The sequence below is a fragment of the Blastomonas natatoria genome (genome assembly GCF_003201955.1).
Classification (GTDB): Bacteria; Pseudomonadota; Alphaproteobacteria; order Sphingomonadales; family Sphingomonadaceae; genus Blastomonas; species Blastomonas natatoria.
In genome coordinates, this window is record NZ_QJJM01000005.1 from 181,645 (window position 1) to 207,431 (window position 25,787).

General features: G+C 63.8%; 25 protein-coding genes. 6 read left to right on the plus strand and 19 right to left on the minus strand.

Going from position 1 to position 25,787, the window contains the following annotated elements; translation table 11 throughout:
* Nucleotides 1–49: 49 nt before the first annotated feature.
* The 5 genes from C7451_RS08035 to C7451_RS08055 are packed head-to-tail and all read right to left on the minus strand — an operon-like array spanning nt 50 to nt 2,584.
* Nucleotides 50–817 carry an alpha/beta hydrolase gene (locus C7451_RS08035; RefSeq protein WP_110298535.1) on the minus strand — a complete coding sequence of 256 codons (768 nt, stop codon included), beginning with the start codon at nt 815–817 and terminating at the stop codon, nt 50–52.
* A gap of 26 nt (nt 818–843) precedes the next feature.
* Nucleotides 844–1,761, minus strand: a complete 918-nt coding sequence (locus C7451_RS08040) for an alpha/beta fold hydrolase (protein ID WP_244181732.1) — start codon at nt 1,759–1,761, stop codon at nt 844–846.
* A gap of 33 nt (nt 1,762–1,794) precedes the next feature.
* Nucleotides 1,795–1,986 carry a helix-turn-helix transcriptional regulator gene (locus tag C7451_RS08045; RefSeq protein WP_060978614.1) on the minus strand — a complete coding sequence of 64 codons (192 nt, stop codon included), beginning with the start codon at nt 1,984–1,986 and terminating at the stop codon, nt 1,795–1,797.
* Nucleotides 1,983–2,405, minus strand: a complete 423-nt coding sequence (locus C7451_RS08050) for a hypothetical protein (RefSeq protein WP_110298444.1) — start codon at nt 2,403–2,405, stop codon at nt 1,983–1,985. Before C7451_RS08050 ends, C7451_RS08045 begins: the two co-directional genes overlap by 4 nt.
* Entirely contained in the window at nt 2,405–2,584 is a 180-nt protein-coding gene (locus C7451_RS08055) for a hypothetical protein (protein WP_110298445.1), read from the minus strand. Before C7451_RS08055 ends, C7451_RS08050 begins: the two co-directional genes overlap by 1 nt.
* A 572-nt stretch (nt 2,585–3,156) precedes the next feature.
* Between C7451_RS08055 and thrS the strand changes: the two genes are divergently transcribed.
* Nucleotides 3,157–5,154, plus strand: coding sequence for a threonine--tRNA ligase (gene thrS, locus C7451_RS08060; protein WP_110298446.1), 1,998 nt, complete (start codon nt 3,157–3,159; stop codon nt 5,152–5,154).
* A gap of 153 nt (nt 5,155–5,307) precedes the next feature.
* On the opposite strand, the gene C7451_RS08065 is transcribed toward thrS, so the two are convergent.
* From C7451_RS08065 to C7451_RS08080, 4 genes are all read right to left on the minus strand, one after another.
* Nucleotides 5,308–8,538 (minus strand): TonB-dependent receptor, encoded by a 3,231-nt coding sequence (locus C7451_RS08065; RefSeq protein WP_110298447.1) that lies wholly within the window; start codon nt 8,536–8,538, stop codon nt 5,308–5,310.
* A 459-nt stretch (nt 8,539–8,997) separates the two neighbouring features.
* Nucleotides 8,998–10,272 (minus strand): ATP-dependent Clp protease ATP-binding subunit ClpX, encoded by a 1,275-nt coding sequence (gene clpX / locus C7451_RS08070; protein ID WP_110298448.1) that lies wholly within the window; start codon nt 10,270–10,272, stop codon nt 8,998–9,000.
* Nucleotides 10,273–10,435: 163 nt separating this feature from the next.
* The gene (clpP, locus tag C7451_RS08075) at nt 10,436–11,062 is read right to left on the minus strand and encodes an ATP-dependent Clp endopeptidase proteolytic subunit ClpP (protein ID WP_110298449.1); all 627 of its coding nucleotides are present in this window, start codon (nt 11,060–11,062) and stop codon (nt 10,436–10,438) included.
* Between the two features lie 62 nt (nt 11,063–11,124).
* Complete coding sequence (locus C7451_RS08080) at nt 11,125–12,489, minus strand: MFS transporter (RefSeq protein WP_110298450.1); 1,365 nt, start codon at nt 12,487–12,489, stop codon at nt 11,125–11,127.
* A 181-nt stretch (nt 12,490–12,670) separates the two neighbouring features.
* Here C7451_RS08080 and C7451_RS08085 point away from each other — a divergent pair, with 181 nt between their 5' ends.
* Genes C7451_RS08085 through C7451_RS08095 form a run of 3 tightly spaced genes read left to right on the plus strand, consistent with a single transcriptional unit; the run spans nt 12,671 to nt 17,174 of the window.
* Complete coding sequence (locus C7451_RS08085) at nt 12,671–15,148, plus strand: TonB-dependent receptor (RefSeq protein WP_110298451.1); 2,478 nt, start codon at nt 12,671–12,673, stop codon at nt 15,146–15,148.
* A gap of 6 nt (nt 15,149–15,154) precedes the next feature.
* Nucleotides 15,155–16,303, plus strand: coding sequence for a glycoside hydrolase family 68 protein (locus C7451_RS08090; RefSeq protein WP_110298452.1), 1,149 nt, complete (start codon nt 15,155–15,157; stop codon nt 16,301–16,303).
* Nucleotides 16,293–17,174, plus strand: a complete 882-nt coding sequence (locus tag C7451_RS08095; protein WP_110298453.1) for an ROK family protein — start codon at nt 16,293–16,295, stop codon at nt 17,172–17,174. Before C7451_RS08090 ends, C7451_RS08095 begins: the two co-directional genes overlap by 11 nt.
* Here C7451_RS08095 and yghU read toward each other — a convergent pair whose 3' ends face one another.
* The 7 genes from yghU to C7451_RS08130 form a co-directional block, all read right to left on the minus strand.
* Complete coding sequence (yghU, locus tag C7451_RS08100) at nt 17,175–18,062, minus strand: glutathione-dependent disulfide-bond oxidoreductase (protein WP_110298454.1); 888 nt, start codon at nt 18,060–18,062, stop codon at nt 17,175–17,177. It abuts the gene before it with no gap.
* A gap of 187 nt (nt 18,063–18,249) precedes the next feature.
* Complete coding sequence (locus tag C7451_RS08105; protein WP_110298455.1) at nt 18,250–18,471, minus strand: hypothetical protein; 222 nt, start codon at nt 18,469–18,471, stop codon at nt 18,250–18,252.
* Nucleotides 18,472–18,594: 123 nt separating this feature from the next.
* Complete coding sequence (locus C7451_RS08110) at nt 18,595–19,302, minus strand: hypothetical protein (RefSeq protein ID WP_110298456.1); 708 nt, start codon at nt 19,300–19,302, stop codon at nt 18,595–18,597.
* Nucleotides 19,303–19,465: 163 nt separating this feature from the next.
* The gene (locus C7451_RS08115) at nt 19,466–19,930 is read right to left on the minus strand and encodes an SRPBCC domain-containing protein (RefSeq protein WP_110298537.1); all 465 of its coding nucleotides are present in this window, start codon (nt 19,928–19,930) and stop codon (nt 19,466–19,468) included.
* A gap of 108 nt (nt 19,931–20,038) precedes the next feature.
* The gene (locus C7451_RS08120; protein ID WP_110298457.1) at nt 20,039–20,824 is read right to left on the minus strand and encodes a VOC family protein; all 786 of its coding nucleotides are present in this window, start codon (nt 20,822–20,824) and stop codon (nt 20,039–20,041) included.
* A gap of 14 nt (nt 20,825–20,838) precedes the next feature.
* Complete coding sequence (locus C7451_RS08125; protein ID WP_110298458.1) at nt 20,839–21,222, minus strand: DUF1428 domain-containing protein; 384 nt, start codon at nt 21,220–21,222, stop codon at nt 20,839–20,841.
* A 35-nt stretch (nt 21,223–21,257) separates the two neighbouring features.
* Nucleotides 21,258–21,737 (minus strand): VOC family protein, encoded by a 480-nt coding sequence (locus C7451_RS08130; RefSeq protein ID WP_110298538.1) that lies wholly within the window; start codon nt 21,735–21,737, stop codon nt 21,258–21,260.
* Between the two features lie 125 nt (nt 21,738–21,862).
* On the opposite strand from C7451_RS08130, the gene C7451_RS08135 reads away from it, so the two are divergent.
* Nucleotides 21,863–22,531 (plus strand): winged helix-turn-helix transcriptional regulator, encoded by a 669-nt coding sequence (locus tag C7451_RS08135; RefSeq protein ID WP_244181735.1) that lies wholly within the window; start codon nt 21,863–21,865, stop codon nt 22,529–22,531.
* Nucleotides 22,532–22,608: 77 nt separating this feature from the next.
* Entirely contained in the window at nt 22,609–24,120 is a 1,512-nt protein-coding gene (locus C7451_RS08140) for a YifB family Mg chelatase-like AAA ATPase (protein ID WP_110298459.1), read from the plus strand.
* 16 nt (nt 24,121–24,136) lie between these two features.
* On the opposite strand, the gene C7451_RS08145 is transcribed toward C7451_RS08140, so the two are convergent.
* From C7451_RS08145 to C7451_RS08155, 3 genes are all read right to left on the minus strand, one after another.
* Nucleotides 24,137–24,388: a pilus assembly protein HicB gene (locus tag C7451_RS08145; protein ID WP_110298460.1), complete on the minus strand. Its 252-nt coding sequence runs from the start codon at nt 24,386–24,388 to the stop codon at nt 24,137–24,139.
* On the minus strand, nt 24,385–24,810 hold the full coding sequence (locus C7451_RS08150) for a putative toxin-antitoxin system toxin component, PIN family (RefSeq protein WP_110298461.1): 426 nt from the start codon (nt 24,808–24,810) through the stop codon (nt 24,385–24,387). Before C7451_RS08150 ends, C7451_RS08145 begins: the two co-directional genes overlap by 4 nt.
* A 134-nt stretch (nt 24,811–24,944) precedes the next feature.
* A complete protein-coding gene (locus tag C7451_RS08155; RefSeq protein ID WP_110298462.1) occupies nt 24,945–25,727 on the minus strand; it encodes a 3-hydroxybutyrate dehydrogenase in 783 nt (260 codons plus the stop codon).
* Between the last annotated feature and the right edge of the window lie 60 nt (nt 25,728–25,787).

The following is a 25,787-nucleotide window of genomic DNA, read 5'->3' on the forward strand; positions in this document are numbered from 1 at the left end:
TCGCGTTCGAGGGAGAAAGCGGGACCCCCGCCTGCGCGGGGGTGACGGGTCAGTTGCCCGAGAGGTCCGCCAGCAGATTCCCCACGGTTTGCACCAGCAGCGCGATATCGCCGTCGCGCGACAGTCGATGATCGCCATCCTTGATCAGCATCAGTTGCACGTCTTCGGACCGCAGCTGCTTCGCGGTCTCCAGCGCATATTGCCAGGGCACTGCATCGTCCTTCTGCCCCTGGATCAGCCGCACCGGGCCATCATAGGCAATCTCGCCGATCAGCACACGGTTGCCCTCGCCCGATTGCCAGAACTTGCGTGTCGTCACCATCGGTTCGGGGCCATATTCGCTCACCCGTTCGAGCCGCCCTTCGGTGAGGATCGTCATCTTCTCGTCCTGGGTGAAGCCCCACATGGTGAAATCGGGCGCAGCGGCGATGCCGATAATCCCTGCGACCCGCTGCGGCCGCGCCAGCGCCACCAGCAATGCCAGCCAGCCGCCCATCGACGATCCGATCAGCAGCACCGGGCCGCTTACCACTGTATCGATCAGCGCCAGCGCATCGTCGCGCCAGTCGGCCAGGCCCTGATCCTCGAACGCGCCGTTGCTGGAGCCGCACCCGGCATAATCGAAGCGCAGCATCGCCAGGCCCTGCGCCCCCGCCCAGGCATCGAGCGCCAGCGCCTTGGTCCCGGTCATGTCGCTGGCATAGCCGGGCAGGAAGACCAGCGTCGGCGCTGCCGCACGCTCCGGCGCAGCCCGGCGATGGGCATAGACAAGACGCGGACGGTCGGCGCGGTCGAGAAAGGAGAGGGTGTTGGTCATGGGCTGCGGCTTAGCCGAGCACTGCATCAACCGCCATAGTCTTGCAGAAATGCCTCGACGGCCTGCGCAAAGGCTTCAGGCTGATCGAGCATGATGAAATGCCGGCTGTTGTCGATGCGCTTGAGCGTGACGCCGGTCAGTCCCTGATAGGCATGGCCGTACAGCGCATCGACCATCGCCACCGGTCCCACCACGGCGTCATGTGGATAGAGCACCGTCACCGGAACGGTGATGCGCGCAAGTTCGGGCCGAATGTCGGTCAGCAGCACATCGTGAAACGCCTGAGCCGAGACGCGGTAATCGGCGGTCCCGCTCCATGCGGCCACTTGCGCCCGGCCTGTATCGGTCGCCGACATCGTGGCCAGCATGGGATTGGCGGGATTGGGCGGCTGCTGGCCTGCGGCAAGTGCGGCCTTGAGCAGAGCGTCCGCCTGGCTGCGGACCGAATCGACGGTCGCCATCGGTGAAAAGATCAGGCCGATGAACGGCAAGCTGTCTTCGATCAGCACCCGGCCCAGCAGATCGGGATGGCGAGCTGCGATGATCGCCGCCGTCAGCCCGCCCATGGAATGACCGATCACGGCAGGCTTTTTCAGCCCGGCGTCGCGGACATAGCCGGCAAGATCATCCACCAGTGGTGCGAGCACCGGACCGCTTGCATTGGCGCCCGCTTCATCGCCGAAGCCGCGCACCTGCACCAGATGCAGGCGGTACCGTCCCTTGAGCTGATCGACCGTCCGGTCCCAGACGGCGCGTGGGCTGGCGAGGCCAGGGATCAGGATGACGTCGGGGCCTTTTCCGACGACCTGCACCGTCAGGCGGGGGCGCTGGACGGCAGGCATGGACGCATCCACCGAGACCGGCGCCGGGCTGGCGGCTTGCGCCGTGGCCTGGCCAGCAGGCATCGAAGCCGCCAGCAGGGCGGCAAGGGCAATCAATCGCATTGATGGAACTCCAGAAAATTTCTGCGGAATCGTTCAATCGCGCATGAAGATCGCCTCGATCGGGACGCCGAACAGGTCGGCGATCCGGAAGGCGAGGGGGAGCGAGGGATCGTATTTGCCGGTCTCGATCGCGTTGACGCTCTGGCGCGAGATGCCCAGCGCATCGGCGAGATCGCCCTGCGTCCAGTCGCGCTCGGCGCGCAGCACCTTGAGCCGGTTCTTCATCCGCAGTCCCCCGCGTCGCCAAAGCCGAAGCGGTTGACGAGTTGGCCGATCGCTAACCCCACGCACCACATCGGGAAGACGAAGAACACCGGCATGCGCGGTATGCCGGGCGAGAACAGCTCCAATATGCCCCAGACGCTGGTGATCGCGAGCGTGAGGCCCGTCGCGACCAGCATCTTGCGCACCTCCAGCATGCGCAGATATTCGTCGTCGAGCTCGACCAGCAGCCGCGCCATCGCCCAGAGCCAGCCGAGAACGGCAAGGCCGGGCAGAAGCGCCAGTCCGATGGTGAGGACGCCGGCTGGAGCATTGTCCGCCACCAGGAAGGTCGCCAGCGCGATACTCGCGACATAGGCAAAGGTGATCGGCACGAAGCGGCGCACGTAGCGCCGCATTGCCGGATGGTCCTTGGCGCGCATCAGTTACTGGTCCGCGCCTTGAGGCAGCGCCGGTTGCGGTTGATCGAGATGACGGCCAGCGCCGGCATAATCGCGAGCATCACCTGCATCGAGGCGTCCGAGACAATGCCAAAGACGTTCAGGACCGCGAGCCCGAGCATCGGCAGCGCCCAGCACAATGCGAGAATATAGGCTTTCATGGTCAAGCTCCCTTGATTCGATGTAAAGGTTGTTTGTCATTTAGGGCCATGAATGTCAAGGGTCCTTGATAAAATGATTGGGAGGGTTGTCATGCGTCTTTCCTCTCCGGCGGACCAAGCAGGAGAGAGGTGCACACTATCCGCCTCTCTCTCGATGGGAGAGGCAGCAAGACTTGCCAGTCCTGAGCCTGTCGAAGGGCTGGCTGGTTGCAACGGTGAGGGTGAAGGTGCGTCTCGGCACCCAGGCATGGTTTGGCCCGATCACCCCCACCCAACCCTCCCCCATCAAGGACGAGGGCTTTGGGGATGGCGCACCATCACCCCTAGTGACTCCTTCACCTTTCCCCGCTATGCCTCGCGTATGGCGAGCATCCGCACCCTCACTAGCACCACTACTCCGGGCGACCGGGGGCGGGGCTGCGTGGGCTGAAGGCGCACGAGGCCAGCCACCCGGAGCGGGTGGCGCGGCGTCGGCTCCCCCGCACTTTCCGGCAGATCAAACAGGCGCGTAACCCCTTTTGGGGCGCGGCGCTTTGTGCCATGGCGCTGCGACCAGTACAGGAAAGACGGCCATGTCCCAGCTTTTGAAGATCAGCCTGCCCGATGGTTCGGTGCGCGAGATGCCGGAGGGCTCCACGCCCGCCGATGTCGCCGCCGCGATCGGCCCCGGCCTTGCCAAGGCGGCGATTGCCGCGCGCGTCGATGGCGAGCTGCGCGACATCACCCGGCCGTTCACGGGGGACGCGACGCTGGCCCTGGTCACCGCGAAGGACGAGGCCGATGCGCTCGAGCTCGCCCGGCACGATTTCGCGCATGTGCTGGCCGAGGCGGTGCAGAATCTCTTCCCGGGCACACAGATCACCTTCGGCCCATCGACCGATGACGGCTTTTATTATGATTTCGCGCCTGCCGAACGCCCGTTCACCGACGAGGACCTGCCCGTCATCGAGGCCGAGATGCGCCGCATCATCGCCGCGAACAAGCCGCTCAGGCGCGAAGTCTGGGACCGCGATGCGCTGATCGCGCGCTGGAGAGAGCAGGGCGAGACGTTCAAGGCCGAATGGGCGGCCGAACTGCCTGAGGGCGAGGAGATCAGCGTCTACTGGTCGGGCGATGACTGGATGGACATGTGCCGTGGCCCGCATCTGGCCTCGACCGGCAGGCTGGACCCGGCCGCGTTCAAGCTGACGCGCGTCTCGGGCGCATACTGGCGCGGCGACCAGCGCAACCCGCAACTCTCGCGCATCTACGGCACCGGCTGGCTCAACAAGAAGCAGCTCGACGCGCATCTTCTGCGGCTCGAGGAAGCCGCCAAGCGCGACCATCGCAAGATCGGGCAGGAAATGGACCTGTTCCACCTGCAAGCCGAAGCGCACGGCTCGGTCTTCTGGCACCCGCGCGGTTTCGTCATCTATCGCGCGCTGGAGGCCTATATGCGCCGCCGGCTCGATGCCGCGGGCTATCTCGAGGTCAAGACCCCGCAGGTCATGGACGCGCGGCAATGGGAGCAGTCCGGCCACTGGGGCAAATATCGCGAGAACATGTTCGTCATCCCCGACGAGGTGCCGAATACCGAGGATGAAGGCCCGGTGGTGTCGAACGATGCCGCCTGGATGGCGCTGAAGCCGATGAACTGCCCGGCGCATGTCCTGATCTTCCGCCAGGGCATCAAGAGTTATCGCGACCTGCCGCTGCGCCTTGCCGAAATGGGCTGCTGCCACCGCAACGAGCCGCATGGCGCGCTGCACGGGCTGATGCGCGTGCGCCAGTTCACGCAGGACGATGCGCATATCTTCTGCCGCGAGGATCAGCTGGTCGACGAGATCAGCCGCTTCTGCGACCTGCTCGACGTGGTGTACAAGGATCTGGGCTTTGGCGATTATGCCATCAAGCTGGCGCTGCGCCCCGAAAAGCGCTTCGGCACCGATGAAATGTGGGACTGGTCCGAACAGTCGATGCGCGATGCCGTCGCCGCGACCGGACGCAACACGGAAGAATGGGGCTGGGAAGAGCTTCCCGGCGAAGGCGCCTTCTACGCGCCCAAGCTGGAATTCCACCTGACCGATGCGATCGGCCGCACCTGGCAGGTGGGCACGATCCAGACCGATACCGTGCTGCCCGAGCGACTCGATGCGAGCTATGTCGCCGAGGATGGCGCCCGTCACCGCCCGATCATGCTGCACCGCGCGATCCTGGGCAGCTATGAACGATTCATCGGCATCCTGATCGAGCATTATGCGGGCAAGTTCCCGCTCTGGCTCGCGCCGGTCCAGGCGGTGATTGCGACCATCGTCTCGGATGCCGACGATTATGCGCGCGAGGTGGTGGCAGAGCTTCAGGCTGCGGGCATCCGCGTCGAGGAGGATCTGCGCAACGAGAAGATCAACTACAAGGTGCGCGAGCATTCGGTCGGCCGCGTGCCCAACATCCTCGTCGTCGGCAAGCAGGAGGCCGAGAAGCGCACCGTGGCGCTGCGCCGCCTGGGCGAACAGCAGCAGCAGTTCCTGTCGCTGGACGAGGCGGTGGCGATGCTGAAGAGCGAGGCGCTGCCGCCCGATCTCAAGGGCTGAGCCTAAAACCCATTGGTGCACGAAAAAGCCCCCCCGGCGATCACCGCCAGGGGGGCTTTTTCATGCGCGCCTTTCCCTGCACCCGGTCAAGGAAAAGGGGCGCGATGGTCGAAACCACCGCGCCCCCGATCCTCTCCCCGAGGGGAACAGGTCTTAGAACTTCACCCGGACGCCGACGCGGATGCCGTACAGTGACGGCCGCGTAACCAGTGCCTCGTTCGGCAGAAGCACGTTGGAATAGCGATACTGCGTGCAGTTATTGCCATTGGCCTGCGCACAGGTTGCCTGGACGAGGCTCGAGGTCTGCGGGAAGCCGACCTGGCGCAGGGCACCCCAGTCGCTGTCGATCATGTTGAGCACGTTTTCGATATCGGCGAACACCGACAGCTTCGAGCCGAACAGCAGCGGAACTTCCTGCTCGAGATGAACGTCGACCTTGAAGAAGTCGGGCGACTGTTGCGTGTTCTTCGAAACCACCCGACCGCGGAACCGTTCGAGGCCCAGCTGCTCGATCGCGCTGTTGAACGCAGCTTCGGTCGCAGCATTGGCGAAGGTTACGCGCGGATCGGCGCCTGCGGTCGGAATGTACAGCAGCGTGCGGCTGTTGTTGCCATTCGTTCCGGTCAGGCTGGGACGGCCGCTCGCATCGTTGACGTTGTCGAACATGGTGATGCTGTACGGACGGCCCGAGCGATATTCGCCGAACAGGCTGATCCGAGTCATGTGCGTGTCGTCGAACAGCGCCTTGTTGAAGTCGATACCGAACTTCCACTGATCCTTGATCTCATAGATCGAGCGGCCCAGGGCAACCGTGTTGGGATCGATAAAGGCATTGTTGCCGTACAGCGAGCTCGAGGTGGCCGAAGTGATGGCATTGACGTCGGTGATGTCCGAACGGGTGTAGCTTCCCGAAAGGGTCAGACCCCAATCCCAGCTCTTTTCGACCTGGAACGAACCGATCCAGCTGCGGCCTTCGGTGGTGTTGGTCATCACCAGGTCGCGGTTGACGGTCGGGACGCCGTTGACCGGGCCGTAGCGCAGGCGGCCATCGGGCAGCGTACCGATCGGAACCGAACGGGCATCGACCCAGTTATAGCCGTATACCTGCTGACCATAGAGCACGGTCGCTCCGAACAGCCAGCCGTCGCCCAGCGGACCCAGATCCGCTTCGTAGCTTGCCGAAAGCGTTGCACGCATCTGACGTGCAAGCTTCAGGTTGGGGTCGACTGCATCCGTCGGTGCCGCAGCAAGCGAAGCCGTGTTGGTCGTCAGGAACGAGAGGACCGCGGGATTGAACGTGGTCGGATCCACATTGTTCAGGCCCAGCGCGCAGAGCGAACCCGGCGTGTTGCACTGGGCGGTCCGGTTGATCGTGATCTGGTTGGTCAGCTGGCCAGTGTTCGAGAAGCTGTTCGATAGGAACACGTCCGGCGTACCGCCAGCGAAGATGCCGGCACCACCGCGGATCACCAGACGGTTGGTCGCGTTCCAGGTGAAGCCGATACGCGGCTGAACGACGCCCAGACCGTTGAAGGTGAACTGGTTGGTAAAGCCGGTGCGCGCCAGGAAATTGGCGTTGGCAGCCGGGCGCTCGGGCACGTTGAACAGATCGTAGCGGACGCCGTAGCTCACCTGCAGCGTGTCGGTGACCTGCCAGTCGTCCTGAATGCCGAAGGTGAAGCTCTGGCTGCTGAACCGAGCGGCGCCATCGGCGGGATCCAGCGACGGCACGGCATTGTTCAGCTGCAACTGGCTGAGGTTGCGATTCTGGAAATCCGTGACCGAGTCGAAATAGAACTGACCCAGCGAGCGCGGCACGAACAGGTTGAACGTGCTCTGATCGGTATAGCCCACCATCAGACGCAGGTCGTGATCGCCAACGTTCAGGCGGCCGGTGAAGTCGAGCGACAGGTTTTCCGTGTTCAGCGCGTTGGCATGACGGAAGACGTCCGGCCCGAAGAACACCCGCGGGACACCGGTCGAGCAGTTGGTGACGGAGCCGAGCGAGGTTTCGTCAAGGCAGACCGACACTTCACCGATGCTGGTGTCGCCAAATGCGGTCTGGCCGCGATTGTAATCGCGATACGAGGCACGGAATTCGGTGGACAGGTTATCCGACCACTGGCTGTTCAGCTGGAACACGCCCGAATTGACTTCTTCGGTGAGTTCATAACCGTTGGAGAACAGACCAACCGACGGCGTCGAGAGGCTGATCGAGGTGTTCTGCTGGAACTGCTGGTTGCCGACGTTGCGGATATAGGTCAGCGAGGCACGGTGACCGTCGGTGATGTTCCAGTCCAGCTTGGCGACGAACTTCTCGTCTTCCTCGACCGCATTCTGGATCTGGCCGAGCGTGTCATAGCCATAGACCGACTGGGCAATCTGGCTGATGCGGTCAATCTGCGTCTGGGTCAGATTGGGGATCTGTGCCGAGAAGCCTGCACCGACGCCGTTGTCGAACGGATCGCTTTCTTCGGTCTTTTCATAGGCGAACATGAAGAACAGCTTGTCCTTGATGATCGGACCGCTGATGTTGCCGCCATACTGCTTCGAATCGAAATCGAGAGCGACGTTGCGTCCGCGCGTGCGGTCGCCCGTCAGGCTGTCATCGGTGTAGGTGAAGAAGGCGCCACCATGGAAATCGTTCGAGCCCGAACGCAGCACGACGTTGATCGCGCCGCCCTGGAAATCGCCTTCGGCAATGTCGAACGGCGCCACCTTGACCGAGAACTGCTCGATTGCATCGAACGGCACCGGACCGCGCGAGGTCGGCAGGCCGCCATTGTTGAGACCGAAATCGTCCGAGAACTGCACGCCGTCGACCGAGAAGCGGTTGAGACGTCCGTTATTGCCGGCAATTTCGATGGTGCGGCTGTTCGTCAGGTCCATCGTCACGAACGGGTCGCGGCGGGCGAGGTCGCGGATGTCGCGGTTGATCGAGGCAACACCGTCAATGTCTTCGCGGCTCAGCGCGGTGATCGGACCCTTGCTGGTTTCCAGCGAGTTGCGCACCGAAGACGCGGATACGACGATCACAGCCTGAGACTGCAGTTCGATCGGCAGACGCAGCGGCTGGCCAGCCTGAAGAAAGATGTCGGTGACCGACGACTGCTCGTAACCATCGGCCGAAACCTCGATCACGAACGGGCCGCCGACGCGCAGGCCGTTGGCGCTGAAATTGCCCTGAGCGTCGGTCGTCGAGGTCGAGACCGTGCCCGAAGGCGTATGGATCACGCGGACCTGAGCACCCGGCAGGGGCTGTCCGTCAGCGGTGACGGAACCGCGCAGGGCCGAAGTCGTTTCCTGTGCATGCGCCGGTGCGGCCATGACGGTGGCCAGCGAAAGCGCCGCGGCGCTGGCCGCGAGATAATAGCGAATCTGCATGTGTCTTTCCCCGTTTCTTGCCGCCCTGGGACACCGGCGGCGATGAAAGCGCTCTCAAAAATCAAGAGATGAGCGGCGCACTAGGCGGCGCTAAGGACAGAAAAGCGAAACCAATGTGAAAGAAATGTGACAGTTTTAAGTCACGATATGACAGCGGTCGCGCAAATCGTTCGCAACTGCGTTATAGCATTGGAAAATAAAGATATTTATGGAGGCGACAGGCTGTTACAGGGCGTGGGGCCAGCACGGGCCTATCGCTCGCCTTGACGTTTTGTTCGCAACTGCGGCATAAATGACACGCTCTTTCCGCGACCGGCCAGCCCGACCGGACGATGCCGTCACAATGGCCTCGCGATAATGGCGATTCGCTGCCAGCCGCAGCAAAAAGGGGCGCAGCGATGGCTCGCCGCGCCCCTTGTCATGGGTTCTGCAGGCCGCTCAGCGACCAGGACACCAACGTCAGGCTGCGTCGCCAGCGCCAACCTTGTCCTTGGCAGCGAAGACCTGAATCGGGTCCTTGCGGCCCTCGACCACGTCCTTGTCGACCACGATCTCGGCCACGCCCTTCATGCCCGGCAGCTCGAACATCGTATCGAGCAGCATCGCCTCGACGATCGAGCGCAGGCCGCGCGCGCCGGTCTTGCGCTCGATGGCCTTTTTCGCGATCGCCTCGAGCGCGTCGTCGGTGAAGCTCAGCTCCACATCCTCGAGCTCGAACAGCTTCTGATACTGCTTGATCAGCGCGTTCTTGGGTTCCTTGAGGATCTTCACCAGCGCCGAGACGTCGAGATCCTCGAGCGTCGCGATGACCGGCAGGCGACCGACAAATTCGGGTATCAGGCCGAATTTCAGCAGATCCTCCGGCTCGCCCTGGCGCAGCAGCTCGCCGGTCTTGCGCTCCTCGGGGGCGGCAACATGCGCGCCGAAGCCGATCGACTTGCCCTGCAGACGGTCGCCGATGATCTTTTCGAGACCCGCGAATGCGCCGCCGCAGATGAACAGGATGTTGGTCGTGTCCACCTGCAGGAATTCCTGCTGCGGATGCTTGCGGCCACCCTGGGGCGGAACGCTGGCGGTGGTGCCCTCCATCAGCTTGAGCAGCGCCTGCTGCACGCCTTCGCCCGATACGTCGCGCGTGATCGAGGGGTTCTCGGCCTTGCGGCTGATCTTGTCGATCTCGTCGATATAGACGATCCCGCGCTGCGCCTTTTCGACGTTGTAATCGGACGCCTGGAGCAGCTTGAGGATGATGTTCTCGACATCCTCGCCGACATAGCCGGCCTCGGTCAGCGTCGTCGCATCGGCCATGGTGAAGGGCACGTCGAAGGTCTTGGCCAGCGTCTGCGCGAGCAGCGTCTTGCCGCAGCCGGTCGGGCCGACGAGCAGGATGTTCGACTTCGCCAGCTCGACCTCGCCCGAGCCCTTGCCCGAATGGTTGAGGCGCTTGTAGTGGTTGTGCACCGCGACCGAGAGCACGCGCTTGGCGCGGTCCTGGCCGATGACATAATCGTTCAATACGTCGCAGATTTCCTGCGGCGTCGGCACTCCGCCATCCTTCTTGCCGGCAAGACCGGCCTTGGATTCCTCGCGGATGATGTCGTTGCACAGCTCAACGCACTCATCGCAGATGAATACCGTGGGTCCGGCAATCAGCTTGCGCACTTCGTGCTGCGATTTTCCGCAGAAGGAGCAGTACAGGGTGCTCTTCGAATCGGAACCGCTCAGCTTGGTCATAGCTCTTCCTTCTGTTCCTGCGGCATCGTGCCCGGAACGTGACGTTTCAGCCTAGTGCCAAAAACGCGAAATTCAACACGCAACACCTGTCCTGTGGACAGGCGTTGCGACGAATCCTGCATGGGCCAGGGCCCGTAGCGCCCGTGATAGGGCGCAATCCTTGTTAATTTCCTGCCTCGTCCGAGGGGGCAGGGCGCTTTTCCATGACATGGTCGACCAGGCCGAACGCCTTGGCTTCCTCGGCCTCGAGGAAGGTGTCGCGGTCCATGGCCTTCTCGATTTCCTCGAGCTTGCGGCCGGTGAACTTGACGTACAGGTCGTTCATCCGCTTGCGGATGCGCAGGATCTCGCGCGCCTGGATCTCGATGTCCGATGCCATGCCGCGCGCACCGCCCGAGGGCTGGTGCACCATGATGCGCGCATTGGCGAGCGCGGTGCGCATGCCCGGTTCGCCCGCCGCGAGCAGGAAGCTGCCCATCGATGCCGCCTGGCCGATGCACACCGTGCCGACGCGCGGACGGATATACTGCATGGTGTCATAGATCGCCATGCCCGCCGTGACGACGCCGCCCGGCGAGTTGATGTACATGAAAATGTCCTTTTTCGGATTTTCCGATTCCAGGAACAGCAGCTGCGCGACGATCAGCGAGGCCATGTTGTCCTCGATCTCACCGGTCACGAACACGATCCGTTCACGCAGCAGCCGCGAGAAAATGTCAAAGCTGCGCTCCCCGCGATTCGACTGTTCGATGACAATCGGGACCAGGGCATCGCGGACGGTATCGTACATAAACTAGCCTTCTTTCTGCGCTTTTGTTTCGACCGCCTAAATCGGCCTGTTTGCGCGCAAGTTCAAGCCCCGATGCGTTGCGCCCTGCCGACCATCAGCGTTGCGACCGCTCCGCACAGCATCAGCACCCCCGCCAGCAATATCGCATTGCGCGGATCGGAGCCGAGCAGCGGACCGTAGATCAACGGCATGGTCATCGTCTCGATCAGCATGGGGATGACGATGAACATGTTGAAAATGCCCATGTAAACGCCGGTGCGTTCGGGCGGAATGCAGTCGGCCAGCATCACATAGGTATTGCCCATCATGCCTGCCCAGCCGAGTCCGATGCCGATCATCGGAACGAACATGGCAGCGCGGCTGTCGAGCATTGGCAGGCTGAGCATTGCGATGCCCGATGCCACCAGGCAGAGCGCATGAACGGGCTTTGCCCCCAGCCGGCGCACGATAGGGATCAGCGCGAGTGCGGCGACAAACGAAACGGCATTATAGGCAACGCCCATCTGTTGCGCGGTGAGCGAGGCGGAGATGAAATCGGCACTGCTGGCCCGTGCGCTCTCGCCTGCAGGGAACAGCGTTCGCGAGACCGACAGCGCAATATACTGCCAATAGACGAACATTGCGTACCATTGGCACAGCATCGCCCAGGCGAGCTGGCGCATCGGCCGGGGCATGGCGATGAAGGCGTCGCGAATCTCTGCCAGTGCTGCCGCCGCGCCCATTGGCCTGGCCGCCATCTCGGCAAGTTCGGCATCGTTCAGCTTCAATTCGGGCACGCGGACCACCGACCAGACAATGGTCGAGATCGACAGGATCGCGCCGATGACAAAGGCGATGCGGACGATCACCGGAATGCCGTTCAGGTCGACCAGATTCTGACTGATCCCGAACCCGACGAGCAGGCTGGGCGCGGCATAGGACAGGCATTGCGCGAGGCCCGTGAACGCGCTCTGCACCAGAAAGCCTGCAGGTCGCTGTTCCGGCTCCAACCGGTCGGCGACATAGGCACGATAGGGTTCCATGGTGATGTTGTTGCCGGCATCGAGCAGCCAGAGCAGGCTGGCGGCCATCCACAGCGTGCTCGAATAGGGCATCAGGAACAGGCAGAGCGAGCAGATGACTGCGCCGATCAGGAAATAGGGCGTGCGGCGACCGAGTTTCGAGCGGGTGCGATCGGACAGCGCGCCGACGATCGGCTGGATCAGAAGGCCCGTCATCGGCCCGGCCAGCCACAGCAGCGGCATCGTCGCCTCGTCCGCGCCCAGAAAGGTGTAGATCGGCGTCATGTTGGCCTGTTGCAGGCCGAAACTGAACTGGAGACCGAAAAAGCCGAGATTCATCTCGACGATTCGCGCCAGCGAGAGGCGTGGCGGTGTCGCCCGGGGCGTCGCGAATTCGGGAGCCGGGGCGTGCGTGGCGCTGGTCATCTGCCTCTCCTCAATATCCGGTACGGCGTCTTGCCCTGCGCCTTGGAAGCCATGCTAAGCTGCGGCAAGCACCGTTGGCAAGCTTTTTTGCAAACGATTGCAGTTTAGACTTGCAATCGTTTGCCATATTGCTAGCCTCTGAGGTCATAGCCGATCAACCGGCAGGTTCAGGAGAGAAACGATGTCGATTTCCAAGGCTCTTCGCGCATCCAGCGCTACTGCGGCCCTTGCCGCTTCCAGCTTCTTCTTCACCACCGCCGCCTTCGCGCAAGACACCGCCGCTCAGGACGACAGCGCCGAGAGCGAGGTCATCGTCGTGACCGCCGTGGCGCGCGGCGCCAACGTGCTCGACAGCTCGGTCTCGGTGAGTGCGCTCGACGCCGAGCAGATCGCCACCACCGCTCCGCGCAGCGCGGCGGAAATCTTCCGCAACATTCCCGGCATCCGTTCCGAATCGTCGGGCGGTGAAGGCAATGCCAACATTGCCGTGCGCGGTCTGCCGATCGCCTCGGGCGGCTCGAAGTTCCTGCAGCTGCAGGAAGACGGCCTGCCGATCCTCGAATTCGGCGACATCACCTTCGGCAATGCCGACATCTTCCTGCGCTCGGACCTCAACATCGCGCGCGTCGAGGCGATCCGCGGCGGTTCGGCTTCGACCTTCGCCTCCAATTCGCCCGGCGGCGTGATCAACATGATCTCCAAGACCGGCAAGGGTCAGGATGGTGGCACCATCCAGGCGACGCTCGGCCTCGATTATGACGAGAAGCGCTTCGATTTCGATTATGGTGGTTCGCTGGCGGACGACCTCTATTTCCACATGGGCGGCTTCGTGCGCCAAGGTGAAGGCCCGCGCGACATCGGCTATGACGGCAATCGCGGCGGCCAGTTCAAGATCAACATCACCAAGGAATTCACCGGCGGCTTCATCCGCTTCTACGGCAAGTATCTGGACGACCGCGCAGTCGCCTATCTGCCCAATCCGGTGCAGGTGACCGGCACCAATGCCAACCCGAATTACCGCAACGTCCCCGGGTTCGACATCAGCGGCGACAGCCTGCATTCGCGCTTCTTCCGTTCGGCACTCAGCCTCAACGGCAACAACCAGCCGCAGCGTTTCGATATCACCGCCGGGCAGCGGCCGCTGGTCAAGGCCTTCGGCTTCGAGGGCGAGTTCGAGGTCGCCGATGGCTGGACGGTCACCAACCGCTTCCGCTTCTCCGATGTGTCGGGCAGCTTCGCCTCGCCCTTCCCCGGATCGGTCGACACCGCCACGAACACTGCGGCCTTCCTTGCCGGGGCCGGTTCGCGCCTCGTCTTCGCCAATGGCCAGCAGGCCGGACAGAACGTGCCCGGCAACGCGCTGGTCGCCAGCGTCGTGCTGTTCAACACACGGCTGAACAGCCTCGACAACATCACCAACGACCTGCGCATCACCGGCGATTTTGATGTCGGCAGCGGCAAGGCGACGCTGACAGCCGGCTTCTACAAGTCGCGTCAGGACATCAACACCGACTGGCTGTGGACATCGCATCTGCTCGAAGTGCGCGGCGGCGGCAATGCAGCGCTGATCGATCTGGTCGGTCCCACCGGCCAGCGGCTGTCGGACCTCGGCACCGTGGCCTATTCGGCGAGCTTCTTCGGCAATTGCTGCCGCCGCAGCTATGATCTGCAATATGATACCAACGCGCCCTTCGCCTCGCTCTCGCTCGAATTCGACAAGCTGACGCTCGATGGCAGCATCCGCTATGATTTCGGCGATGCCTCGGGCCGCACTTTCGGCGCGGACCTGGGCGGTGGCCGCGTCGGCATCACCAGCTTCGATTTCAACGGCAATGGCGTCATCAGCCCTGCAGAGGCACAGACCGCGACCATTCCGCTGAATGCGCCGGCGCTGGTCGATTACAGCTATGACTATTTCAGCTATTCGTTCGGCGCCAACTACCGTGTCTCCAACGATCTGGCGGTGTTCGCGCGCTACAGCCGGGGCGGCCGGGCCAATGCCGATCGCATCCTGTTCAACCCCAACAACGTGAACTTCACCACCGGCGCGATCGCCAACCAGGGACTTGCCGTCGATTTCGTCAAGCAGGCCGAAGCCGGGGTGAAATATCGCGCGGGCGGACTCGCTCTTTATGCCACGGCCTTCTATGCCGAGACCGAGGAAACCAATTTCGAAGCCACCACGCTGCGCAGCTTCGACCGCGTGTTCAAGGCCAAGGGGCTCGAGCTCGAAGCCTCGTACCGCACCGGCGGCTTCACCTTCAGCGCTGGCGGCACCTATACCGACGCCGAGATCAGCCGCGATCGCATCACGCCGGCCAATCAGGGCAACACGCCGCGTCGCCAGGCCGATTTCATCTATCAGTTGAGCGGCCAGTACGAACAGGACATGTTCACGGTGGGCGCGAACATGGTCGGCACGACCGACAGCTTCGCCCAGGATGACAACCAGCTCGTGCTGCCCGGCTTCGCCCAGGTGAACGCGTTCGTCGCAGTGCGTCCGTTCGACCGGGTGCAGCTGTCGGTCAATGCGAACAACCTGTTCGACACGCGCGGCTTTACCGAGGCAGAGGAGGGCACCATTCCGCCCAACGGCATCGTGCGCGCCCGATCGATCAACGGTCGCACCATCTCGGCAACGCTGCGCTACGACTTCTGATCTGCGATGACCACCGCCTGGACCGCTGAACATGTCGCGGCACTCGCCGATCAGCCCCTTCCCGCTCCGGGGCTGATCGGCGAGGCGGATGCCCGGCGGATCATGCCCGATCTGCTGCTGTGGGACATGTGGCCCTTGCAGCTGCCTGACGGCGCCATTGCACCGGTCAACCAGGGCAGCCTGTGGATGGTGCTTGCCGCGCCAGACCGCGGCGACCCGATTTTGCGCCATTTCGAGGCCAAGATCCGTCTGCTCCACCTCGATGCCGCGGGTTGGCACGATCTGGGCGAAATGATGCCCGGCGGTCTGGGCGATTTCGAGCGTGAATGGTCGGGCTCGGCGCTGCTCGAAGGCGATCGGGTCACGCTGTATTTCACCGCGGCAGGCTATGCGGATCGTCCCGGCGGCTTCCAGCAGCGGCTGGCGCAAACGACGGGGACCCTGCAGGCCGATGGTCGCATCACCGGCTGGAGCCCCGTCCGCGAGAGCATGGTCGCCGATGGGAAGATGTACCTCGCCGCCGACAGGCACGAAGGCGCGCCCGGTACGGTCAAGGCGTTTCGCGACCCGGCCTTCTTCGTCGATCCGCGTGATGGCGCGCGCTATCTGGTGTTCACCGCCACGCTCGCGACGTCGAGCCATGCGTTCAACGGCGCAGTGGGACTGGCGCGGATGGATGACACCGGCGCATGGCAGCTGTTGCCGCCGATCATCCATGCCGATACGCTGAACAACGAGCTTGAGCGCGCGCAGATCATCGCGCATCAGGGGCTCTATTATGCCTTCTGGTCCACGCAACGCTCGGTGTTCAACCCCGATGGTCCGACCGGGCCGACCGGATTTTACGGCATGGTCGCCGATTCGATCGCCGGGCCATGGCGCCCGCTCAATGGCACCGGGCTGGTGATCGCCAATCCGGACGAGGAGCCGATGCAGACCTACAGCTGGTTCGCCAGCACCGAACTGCTGGTGTGCAGCTTTATCGACCATTGGGGCCTCAACGGTCGCAAGCCATCGGACAGCGCCCTGGTCGCCGCCGAGACGTTCGGCGGAACCCCTGCACCGATGGTGCGCATTGCGCTCGACGGCGACCGCTCGTCCATCGTCGAGGTCTTCGCGATGGACCAGCTGCACGCGGTCTGCGATGCCGGCTGAACGCCCATTGCTCGGCGCGATCGAGGCGGGGGGCACCAAGTTCGTGCTGGGTGTCGGTGATGGTCCCGATGCGATCATCGAACAGATGCAGATTCCGACGCGCGATCCTGAAACCACACTGGCTGAGACGGTCGCCTTTTTCCGCAAGCATGCGGGCCTCGCCGCGATCGGAATCGGCTCTTTCGGGCCGCTCGAACGGAACCGCGATGCGGCAAAATGGGGGCATATTCTCGCTACCCCCAAGCCCGGCTGGAGCGATTGCGACCTCGCGGGAAGCATTGCGCGCACCTTCGGCCTTCCGGTCGGTTTCGATACCGATGTCAACGCTGCGGCCCTGGCCGAAGCGCGCCGCGGCGCAGCGCGCGATGCCAAGGTCAGCGTTTATGTCACCATCGGAACCGGCATCGGCGGCGGGGTGATTGCCGATGGTCAGATCATCGGCGGCACCGGACATCCCGAGCTTGGCCATATGCGCCCGCGGCGTGCGGCGGATGACCGGGACTTTGGCGGTACTTGTCCCTTTCACGGCGATTGCCTGGAGGGGCTGGCAAGCGGTCCGGCAATCATCGCGCGCTGGGGCCAGTCGCTTTCGCACCTCGCGCCGGATCATGAAGCCCATGCGATCATCGCGGGCTATCTCGCCGAAATGTGCAACAGCGTACGCGCCACACTCGCACCCGATGCCATCGTGCTCGGCGGCGGCGTCATGGGCACGCCGGGACTGTTCGAGCGGATCGTGGCCGAGGCGAGTGCGCGCGACGGCGGCTATTTCGCGCTGAGCGCAAACCAGGTGATCCGCCGCCCCGCGCTCGGCCCCATATCGGGCCTTGCCGGTGCGTTCCTGCTGGCGGCGGACCTCTTGCAGGACTGACTATTGCGCCGGTTCGGCGGCCAGCTTGTCCTGGGTGCGCAGTTCGAAATCGCTGGCATCATGGCGCTCGTGCAGCTGCTGGCTCAGGTCGTCCCCAAAGGTTCGGTTGACGATCCGCCCACGCTGCACCGCCGGGCGCTGGCCGATCTGATCGGCCCAGCGCAGCAGGTGCGTATATTCGTGGGCCTGCAGGAATTCGGCGGCGTTATAGACCTGTCCGGTCGCGACCCCGCCATACCAGGGCCAGATCGCGATATCGGCGATCGAATAGTCGCTGCCCGCCATATATTCGTTGTCCGCCAGATGCCGGTTGAGCACGTCGAGCTGGCGCTTGGTTTCCATGGTGAAGCGGTCGATGCAATATTCGATCTTGAGCGGCGCATAGGCATAGAAATGGCCGAAGCCGCCGCCGAGATAGGGCGCGCTGCCCATTTGCCAGAACAGCCAGTTGAGCGCCTCGGTGCGCCTGGCCGGATCGGTCGGCAGGAATGCGCCGAACTTCTCCGCAAGATACAGCAGGATCGATCCCGATTCGAACAGCCGAACGGGTTCGGGTCCGCTGCGGTCCATCAACGCAGGGATCTTGCTGTTCGGGTTGATGGCAACGAAATCGCTGCCGAACTGACCGCCCTGGCGGATGTCGATCAGCCAGGCATCATATTCCGCGCCCGCATGCCCTGCTGCGAGCAGCTCCTCGAGCATGACCGTCACTTTCACGCCATTGGGCGTCGCCATCGAATAGAGCTGCAGCGGATGCTTGCCGACGGGCAGCGCCTTATCGTGGGTCGCGCCGGCGACCGGCCGGTTGATGCTCGCAAAGGCGCCGCCATTGTCCTTGTTCCAGGTCCAGATGGCAGGTGGCGTATAATTTTCGGGGAAGTTGGTCATGAGGCTGGTCTTTCGCGGTTCGATCGCGATTCGAAAGGCCGGATCGCGACGACAGGGGCGTCGCTGAACTAGATGGCTGTGCGCGCTTTCCAGTCAAGAGCGATGGCGCGCGCCGGGCACCCAACGAAAAAGGGCGGCCGTTGCCGACCGCCCTTTCCCGAATCAGTACCTGATTGCCTTGCGGCTATCAGGGGCTGTTGGGCTCATCATCGTCAGCGATGACGATGATGCCGCCCACGACGGCGGCAGCGGCCACGACACCAATGATGATGCCGGTGCTGCCTTCTGCGTCGCTCTCTTCGCCCGAAGCGCTGACGCGAGCTGCGGAGGTCGCAGCCTGTGCCAGAACCGGAGCGCCGACCATCGTGGTCAGAGCAAGCGCAGCCAGTGCGGTCTTTGCAAGTTTCATAAGATTGTCCCTTCAGACATGCTGCTAGCAGTTGCGATATTCCACAGCTTGTTAGCAAATGCAACATGCGTTGGGCGCAATTATCGTGACTTTCACCGCAGTTTTTACACCGTTTTGAGAGCGTTACAGCATCTCGAGCAGTCCCATGGCCGCAAGTTGTAACGGCGCAAGCATCACCGCATCATCGAATGAAACGCTATTGGTCAGCGCGTAGAATCGCGCGGCGCTGTCTTCGCTCAGCCCCATTTCACGGTAAAAATCGAGATATTCCCGGTGGACGGGATCGTCGGATGGCAGGTCCCGTGCCTCGCGCCCCAGCTCGTCGCGCCAGCTGTGCACGGCAAACTCCGCCTTCGAATCGGCGCGGCGCTTCACGCCGGCCAGAAACAGCTCGACCGCGCCCGATCGGACCGACCCGCCTGCGGGAACCAGGGTCTCTATCCCCGCCTTGCGCAGCATGCGCGCCAGCTTCAGATTCGCCTCGTCGTCCTCGGACCCGGGGCATTCGATCATGCACAGCGTCGCGATCCCGGGAAAGGCCTCGAGCATCGCGGCAAAATCGTCAGGCGTCCCCGAATCGACCAGTCCGATCATGTCGGCGGTGGCGGGCCCGGTCACGCGAAACGGGCCGAAGGCTGCGAGCGCCGGGATTGCGGCACGAGGCGCCTGGGGAGCCTGCATGCTGCCGCTCGCCACCTCATGGTCGGCGACCATGTCGTGTTCGAGGACGGTCTGGAGAATGACCGGGCCGGCGGCATGGGCAGCCGCCCGCTCATGGCACAGCGCGAGGGCCAGGACGAGCAGGACGGGCAAGGAACGCAGCAGCGACATGGGCGGGCATCTTCGGACCGGAGACGATGCTCCATCGATGCGCCCGGCGATTTGCCGACGGGTTGACGAACAGGGTCAGCTGCGAATGTTAAGTCAGGGTTAACCCCGCCGACCGGCTGAAGCCTGTTCCTGCAATTTCAGAGGTTTGCGACATGCATCATGGTTACCCGGCCTCTGCAAGTTCGGCAAGCTGATCACCCATGGTGGCCCAGCCAGCCTCGAAACCCATAGCCTTGTGCTGTTCGCAGGCTTCCTTTGTCCAGTGCCAGGTCGTCGCAGTATAGCGCGTGCCTTCGCCTTCGGGAGTGATCTCGAGGCATCCGACCATGAACGCAGGCTGCGGTATCCATCCGGCGCGAAAGGCATCGGTAAACACGATGCGCCGGCCTGGAGTCACCTCCAGCAGCACGCCATCGCCGTCATGGCGCTCACCTTCGGGGCCGCACATGGTCGTCGCCATGCGTCCGCCCGATCGCCAGTCAATCTCGATGATCTCGGTCCGCCAGGGGCGCGGGCACCAATAGTCCTCCAGCCGTTCCGTCATCACGTGCCAGACCCGCTCGGGCGGTGCGGCGATATGGCGGGTGACGCGCAACGGATAGCCGGGCTGGTCCTGTTCGTCTGGCATGATGATTCTCCTCAGAGCCATTGCGATCGGGCGGTCGAAGCGGCGAGGGCCATCGAGGCTCCGCGCCTGCGTCACGAAATGGGATCGCGTCCACGAGAGCATGCAGCGTCATTCGGCGGCCTTCCGGGGGCCGACGAGCGAGAAGATCGCGCCTTGCGGATCGCGTCCGGTGATGATGAAATCGCCGCCGGGAATTTCCGAGGGTCCGAACAGGATCTCTCCCTGGCGGATCGGGATGGTGCGCGCGGCGGCATCGATATCCTCGACATGGAAATAATGCGCCCAGCCGGGCCGGGGCATGTCGGCGGGCTTGGTCATCACCGCACCGATCTGCTCGCCATGCCGCAAAAACTCGTATGATCCCATCGGTCCCATGTCCATCGCGCCATCCTTCACCCAGCCGAACTGGGAGGTGTAGAAGGCGATGGCGCCGGCCTGGTCCGTGGTGGCAAGCTCGTTCCATGCGCAATGGCCGGGCTTCCCGCCATTGGCGACATAAGCCTGGCTGGTACGGCCCGACCGGTCTTCTACGATATAGAATGGCACATCCTGCGGGTCGGCGACCATGGCGATCAGGCCGGTGCCCTCCACCTCCATCGGGCCCATGTGAAGCGCGCCGCCAGCCGTCGTGATGGCCCGGATCGCTGCATCGATCCGATCGACGGCGACATAGCCCAGCCAGCACGGCTGCCATCCGCCTGCCAGCATGTCCGCACTCATCCCCAGCATGCCGCCGATCGGTTCGTGCTCGGCCTCGATCGTGTAATAGTCCCGGTCCGGCTGGTCGGAATCCTCATAGGTCCAGTTCAGCAGCGCGCCGTAAAAGGCCATGGCGCCGTCGACATCGCGGGTCATGAGTTCGTACCAGACGAAATCACCGGGGCGGTTGGGCATAAGGGTTCTCCTGTTCAGGCGGTCATGTCGACCACAGGAACAAAACCGCCGAAAATCAGCCGCGTTCCGTCGAATGGCATCGGGTTGGTTGCCGGGTCCATGCGCGGATCCACCTTGGCCGGATCGCTCATCATCTCCTGCATGCGCGCCATGGCCGCATCGCGCGTTTCCTTGTCCGGCCATTCGACCCAGCTGAACAGCACCGTCTCGCCCTCCCTTGCCTGTACGGCCCGGCGAAAGTCGGTGGTGTGGCCGTCGGGCACGTCATCGCCCCAGCATTCGACGATACGCAAGGCGCCGAGCTCCACGAAGACCGCATCGGCAGCGCGGGCGTGCTCGATGAATCCTTCGCGATTGGCAGTGGGGCAGGGGATCACGAATCCGTCGATATAGGTCATGGGGCATGGTCCTTGTCGCAGCAGGGAGAGAGAGTTCAGGCCGCGTCGGCAGCAGCTTCGATCGCGGCGATGTCGATCCTGACCATCGCCGACATGGCATCGAAGGCTGCTCTGGCACGCGCAGGATCAGGATCGGACAGTAATTCCATCATCCGCCTGGGCACGATCTGCCAGCGCACGCCCCAGCGGTCCCGGCACCAGCTGCATGCCATCTCTGCGCCCCCAGCGGATACAATCGCGTCCCAGAGCCGGTCGGTCTCGGCCTGGCCTTCAGTATAGATCTGGAACGAGATGGCGTCGCCATGCGGCTTGCCCGGTCCGCCATTGAGCGCGACCCAGCCCTGTCCGGCAAGCGTGAATTCGACCAGGATCACCGCGCCTCCAGCGGTCGAAGGGTTGTCGGACGGTGCCTGCACCACACGATCGATGCGGCTGCCGGGAAGCAGGCTGCAATAGAATCGCGCGGCTTCTTCCGCCGCCCCGTCGAACCACAGGCACGGTGCAATCTTGCTCATCACCACATCCTCGCTTGGCCCGGCCGCCTGTTTCTGCGACTCGGGACTGTCGTTGCCGAGCGTGCGAGCCTGTGTTACAAAAAGCAACCGTCTAGTTACTATTTATAACCTCAAAGGGAGTAACATTGCCAAAAAGGCTGTATGACGATGCGTGCGGCACTGCGCATGCGCTGGAACTGATCGGCGAACGCTGGGCGCTGCTGGTGATGCGCGAGCTGATGCTGGGGCCGCGCCGGTTCGGCGAGTTGCGCGCCGATCTGCCGGGCATCAGCGCGAATGTTCTGACCCAGCGGCTCGAGGGGCTGGAGGCGAAGCAGCTGCTCGTCCGTCGCCGCCTGCCGCCGCCCGCCTCGGTCCAGGTCTATGCGCTGACCCCCTGGGGATACGAGGCCGAACCGCTGATCCAGATGCTCGGCCGCTGGGCGGCGCGATCGCCCTGGCACGATCCCGGCCTGCCGATCAGCGGGGTGTCGGTGTTGCTCTCGTTCCGCACGATGATCGACCGCGCGCGGGTGGGCGATCTTGCCATTCGCGTCGGCTTCGTGTTCGGCGACATGACCTATGTCGGCCAGCTCGACCGCACCGGCATCGCGATCGCACGCGGCGAGGCCCAGGCTTGCGACATCGTGTTCACCGGATCGCCGCATGCGCTGGTGGGCGCAGTCTATGGCGGGGTTCCGCTTGCCGAGTTGCAAGGCGGTGGACAGCTGACCGCCACGGGCGACCCCCAGCTGATCGCCCGTTTCCTCACCCTGTTTCCGTTGCCCGAAAAGGTGGAATTGCATCCGGAATGAAGCAATTCTGCCGATTCCGCTCGACTCGAAGATAGCGTCGCGCCAGTCTCGCCTCTGGAACAAACAGGGGGCAGCGCATGGTCGCCATCGTCCAGACCGTCGCCTATCTGGGGCTGGAAGCGCGCAGCGTCGAGGCGCAGGTGCAGATTTCGCCCGGCATGAACAAGGGAATCGCGGTGGTCGGCCTGCCCGACAAGGCGGTGGGCGAAAGCCGCGAGCGGGTGCGCGCGGCGATCGCATCGCTCGGCCTGTCGCTTCCCCCTAAGCGCATCACCGTGAACCTGTCCCCGGCGGATCTGCCCAAGGAAGGCTCGCATTACGACCTGCCGATTGCCCTCGCGCTGCTCGCCGCGATGGGCATCATCGATAGCGAACTGGTCAGCGAATATGTCGCGGTGGGCGAACTGGCGCTCGATGGGCGCATCGCCGCCTCACCCGGCGTGCTGCTCGCCGCGCTCCACGCCTCGGCGACCGGCAAAAGCCTGATCTGTCCGGCATCGCAGGGCGCGGAGGCTGCCTGGGCGGGCGGGATCGACGTGATCGCCGCGCCCGATCTGCTCACCCTGCTCAACCATCTCAAGGGCAACGGACGGCTGAGCCCGCCGAAACCGGGCGTGGCCGAAGAACCCGAACCGGGGCCGGACCTGAAACAGGTCAAGGGGCAGGAAACCGCCAAGCGCGCGCTGGAGATCGCGGCGGCCGGCGGGCATAACATGGTCATGGTAGGCCCACCCGGTGCGGGCAAGTCGCTGATGGCCTCGTGCCTTCCGGGCATATTGCCGCCGCTGACCCCGCAGGAGGCGCTGGAGGTCTCGATGGTGGCGAGTGTTGCGGGAACATTGGTCGATGGCCGGATCAGTCGCGCGCGTCCCTTTCGCGCCCCCCATCACAGCGCCTCGATGGCGGCGCTGGTCGGTGGCGGGCTGAAGGTCCGGCCAGGCGAGGTCTCGATGGCGCATCTGGGCGTGCTGTTCCTCGACGAACTGCCCGAATTCCAGCGCATCGTGCTCGATTCGCTGCGCCAGCCGCTCGAGACCGGCGAGGTCAGCGTCGCGCGCGCCAATGCGCATGTCACCTTTCCGGCGCGGGTGCAGATGATCGCGGCGATGAACCCGTGCCGCTGCGGGCATCTGGGCGATCCCGCACTCGGCTGCTCGCGCGCGCCCAGATGCGCGGCGGATTATCAGGCGAAGGTCTCCGGCCCCTTGCTCGACCGCATCGACTTGCATGTCGAGGTTGAGGCGGTGACCGCCGCCGATTTGACCCTGCCCCCGCCCGCCGAGGGTTCGAAAGAGGTCGCCGCGCGCGTCGCCGCCGCGCGCGCCCTCCAGACCGCGCGCTATGCGGACATCAAGGCGCGCACCAATGCCGAGATCGACGGCGAAGCCCTCGAACGCTTCGCCACGCCCGACGAGCCCGCGCGCCAGCTGCTCGCCCGCGCCGCCGAAGCGATGCGGCTATCGGCGCGGGGCTATACGCGGGTGCTCAGGGTCGCCCGCACGATCGCGGACCTTGGCGGCGCAGAAACGGTGGGCCGGGTGCATGTGGCGGAGGCGCTGAGCTATCGGCGACGGGCACCGGTGGGGTGAGGGGGGGCGCTTTGCCTCACGGTTCGATCTCGTCCCCCAGAGGCGGCGGCTCGGTTCCGGCGCGATCAAGAAAGGCCAGCATATCCGATGGCTTGGCAGTCCCGGCGCGCTGCTTGAGAAAATCTGCAGCTGTTTCCACGGCTCCGATCTTTTGAGCCACGGCCACTGAGATCCATTGATTGAGCGACACGCCATCCTGCCTGGCTAGGCGCGCGGCGGCCTCCTTGATCGATACCGGCAACTTCAAGGGATAGGATGCCTTGGTCATGACCGCAATTCCTTCAACAGTTCTCCCGGTCTGACCACCGGCAGTCCAAACAGCGCCGCACCTTTGGCAAAATCGCGGACATTGTGCGTTACCAACCTGTCCGCACCGCCGTTGATCGCGGCTTCCAGCACCATTTCATCGTTTGCGTCGTTCAGCAACGGACGCCAGCGGAAACTTACTTCCGTCGCCTTGCAGCTGCTCGCCAGCGCATCGAGGAAAGCATCGATCTCGCTCGGGCTGAAGCCATGCACCATGCATTGCTCTGGTCTTTTCAAAACCGATTCGTATTCGACGAACAGCGCAGGTTTGACCAGCAGAACAATCCGCCCGGCGGCGACCAGTCGCAGGACGGCGTTGCTGCCGCCCTCTCTGCTCCGAAGCGCTGTCACAACCACGTCCGTGTCGAGCACGACTTTCAACATATCCTATAAGATATCAATTGATCGGCACAGAAGCAATCAGGTCGCCACACGAAAACCGGCGAAGCTTTCGTCCCGCCGTCCCCCTTCGTATCCGAATATCGGCGGAGCCCCCCGGCCCCGCCACCGTCATCGCATCACTGCGCCGTCCAGCCGCCGTCGATCGGCAGGGCGATGCCGGTGATCTGCGCTGCGGCGGGGCTGCACAGGAACGCGGCGAGCGAGCCGATCTGGTCGGGGGTGACGAACTGGCCCGAGGGCTGCTTGGCGCAGAGCAGCTTGTCGGTTGCAGCCTCGACGCTGATATTCTGGTCATCGGCCATCGCCTCGATCTGCTTCTGCACCAGCGGGGTGTGGACCCAGCCGGGGCAGATGGTGTTGCAGGTGATGCCGCTGCCTGCGGTTTCCAGCGCGACGACCTTGCTAAGGCCTACCACGCCGTGCTTGGCCGCGACATAGGCGGACTTGTTGGCGCTGGCGACCAGGCCGTGCGCCGAACCGATGTTGATGATGCGGCCATAGCCCTTGGCGCGCATGTGCGGCAGCGCGGCCTGGATGGAGAAGAAGGCGCTCGACAGGTTGATTGCCAGGATGGCGTGCCATTTTTCCGCCGGGAACTGTTCGACCGGGTCGGTATGCTGGATGCCGGCATTGTTGACCAGAATGTCGACCGATCCGAAGCTGCTGGCGCACAGATCGACCATGGCCGCGATCTGATCGGGTTTGGACATGTCGGCGTCGCTATAGACCGCCTTGATCCCGAAATCCGATTCCAGCCCGGCGCGTTCCTTTTCGATCGCGTCGGCATCGCCGAAGCCGTTGATCACCAGGTTCGCGCCCTTCGCGGCCAGCACCTTGGCAACCCCCAGCCCGATCCCGCTGGTCGATCCGGTAACGATGGCGTTCAATCCGTTGAGCATGGCGAAGACTCCCTTGTGGCGCGTGGTGGATAGGCGCAGATCGGCGCGGGCCGCGGCCCA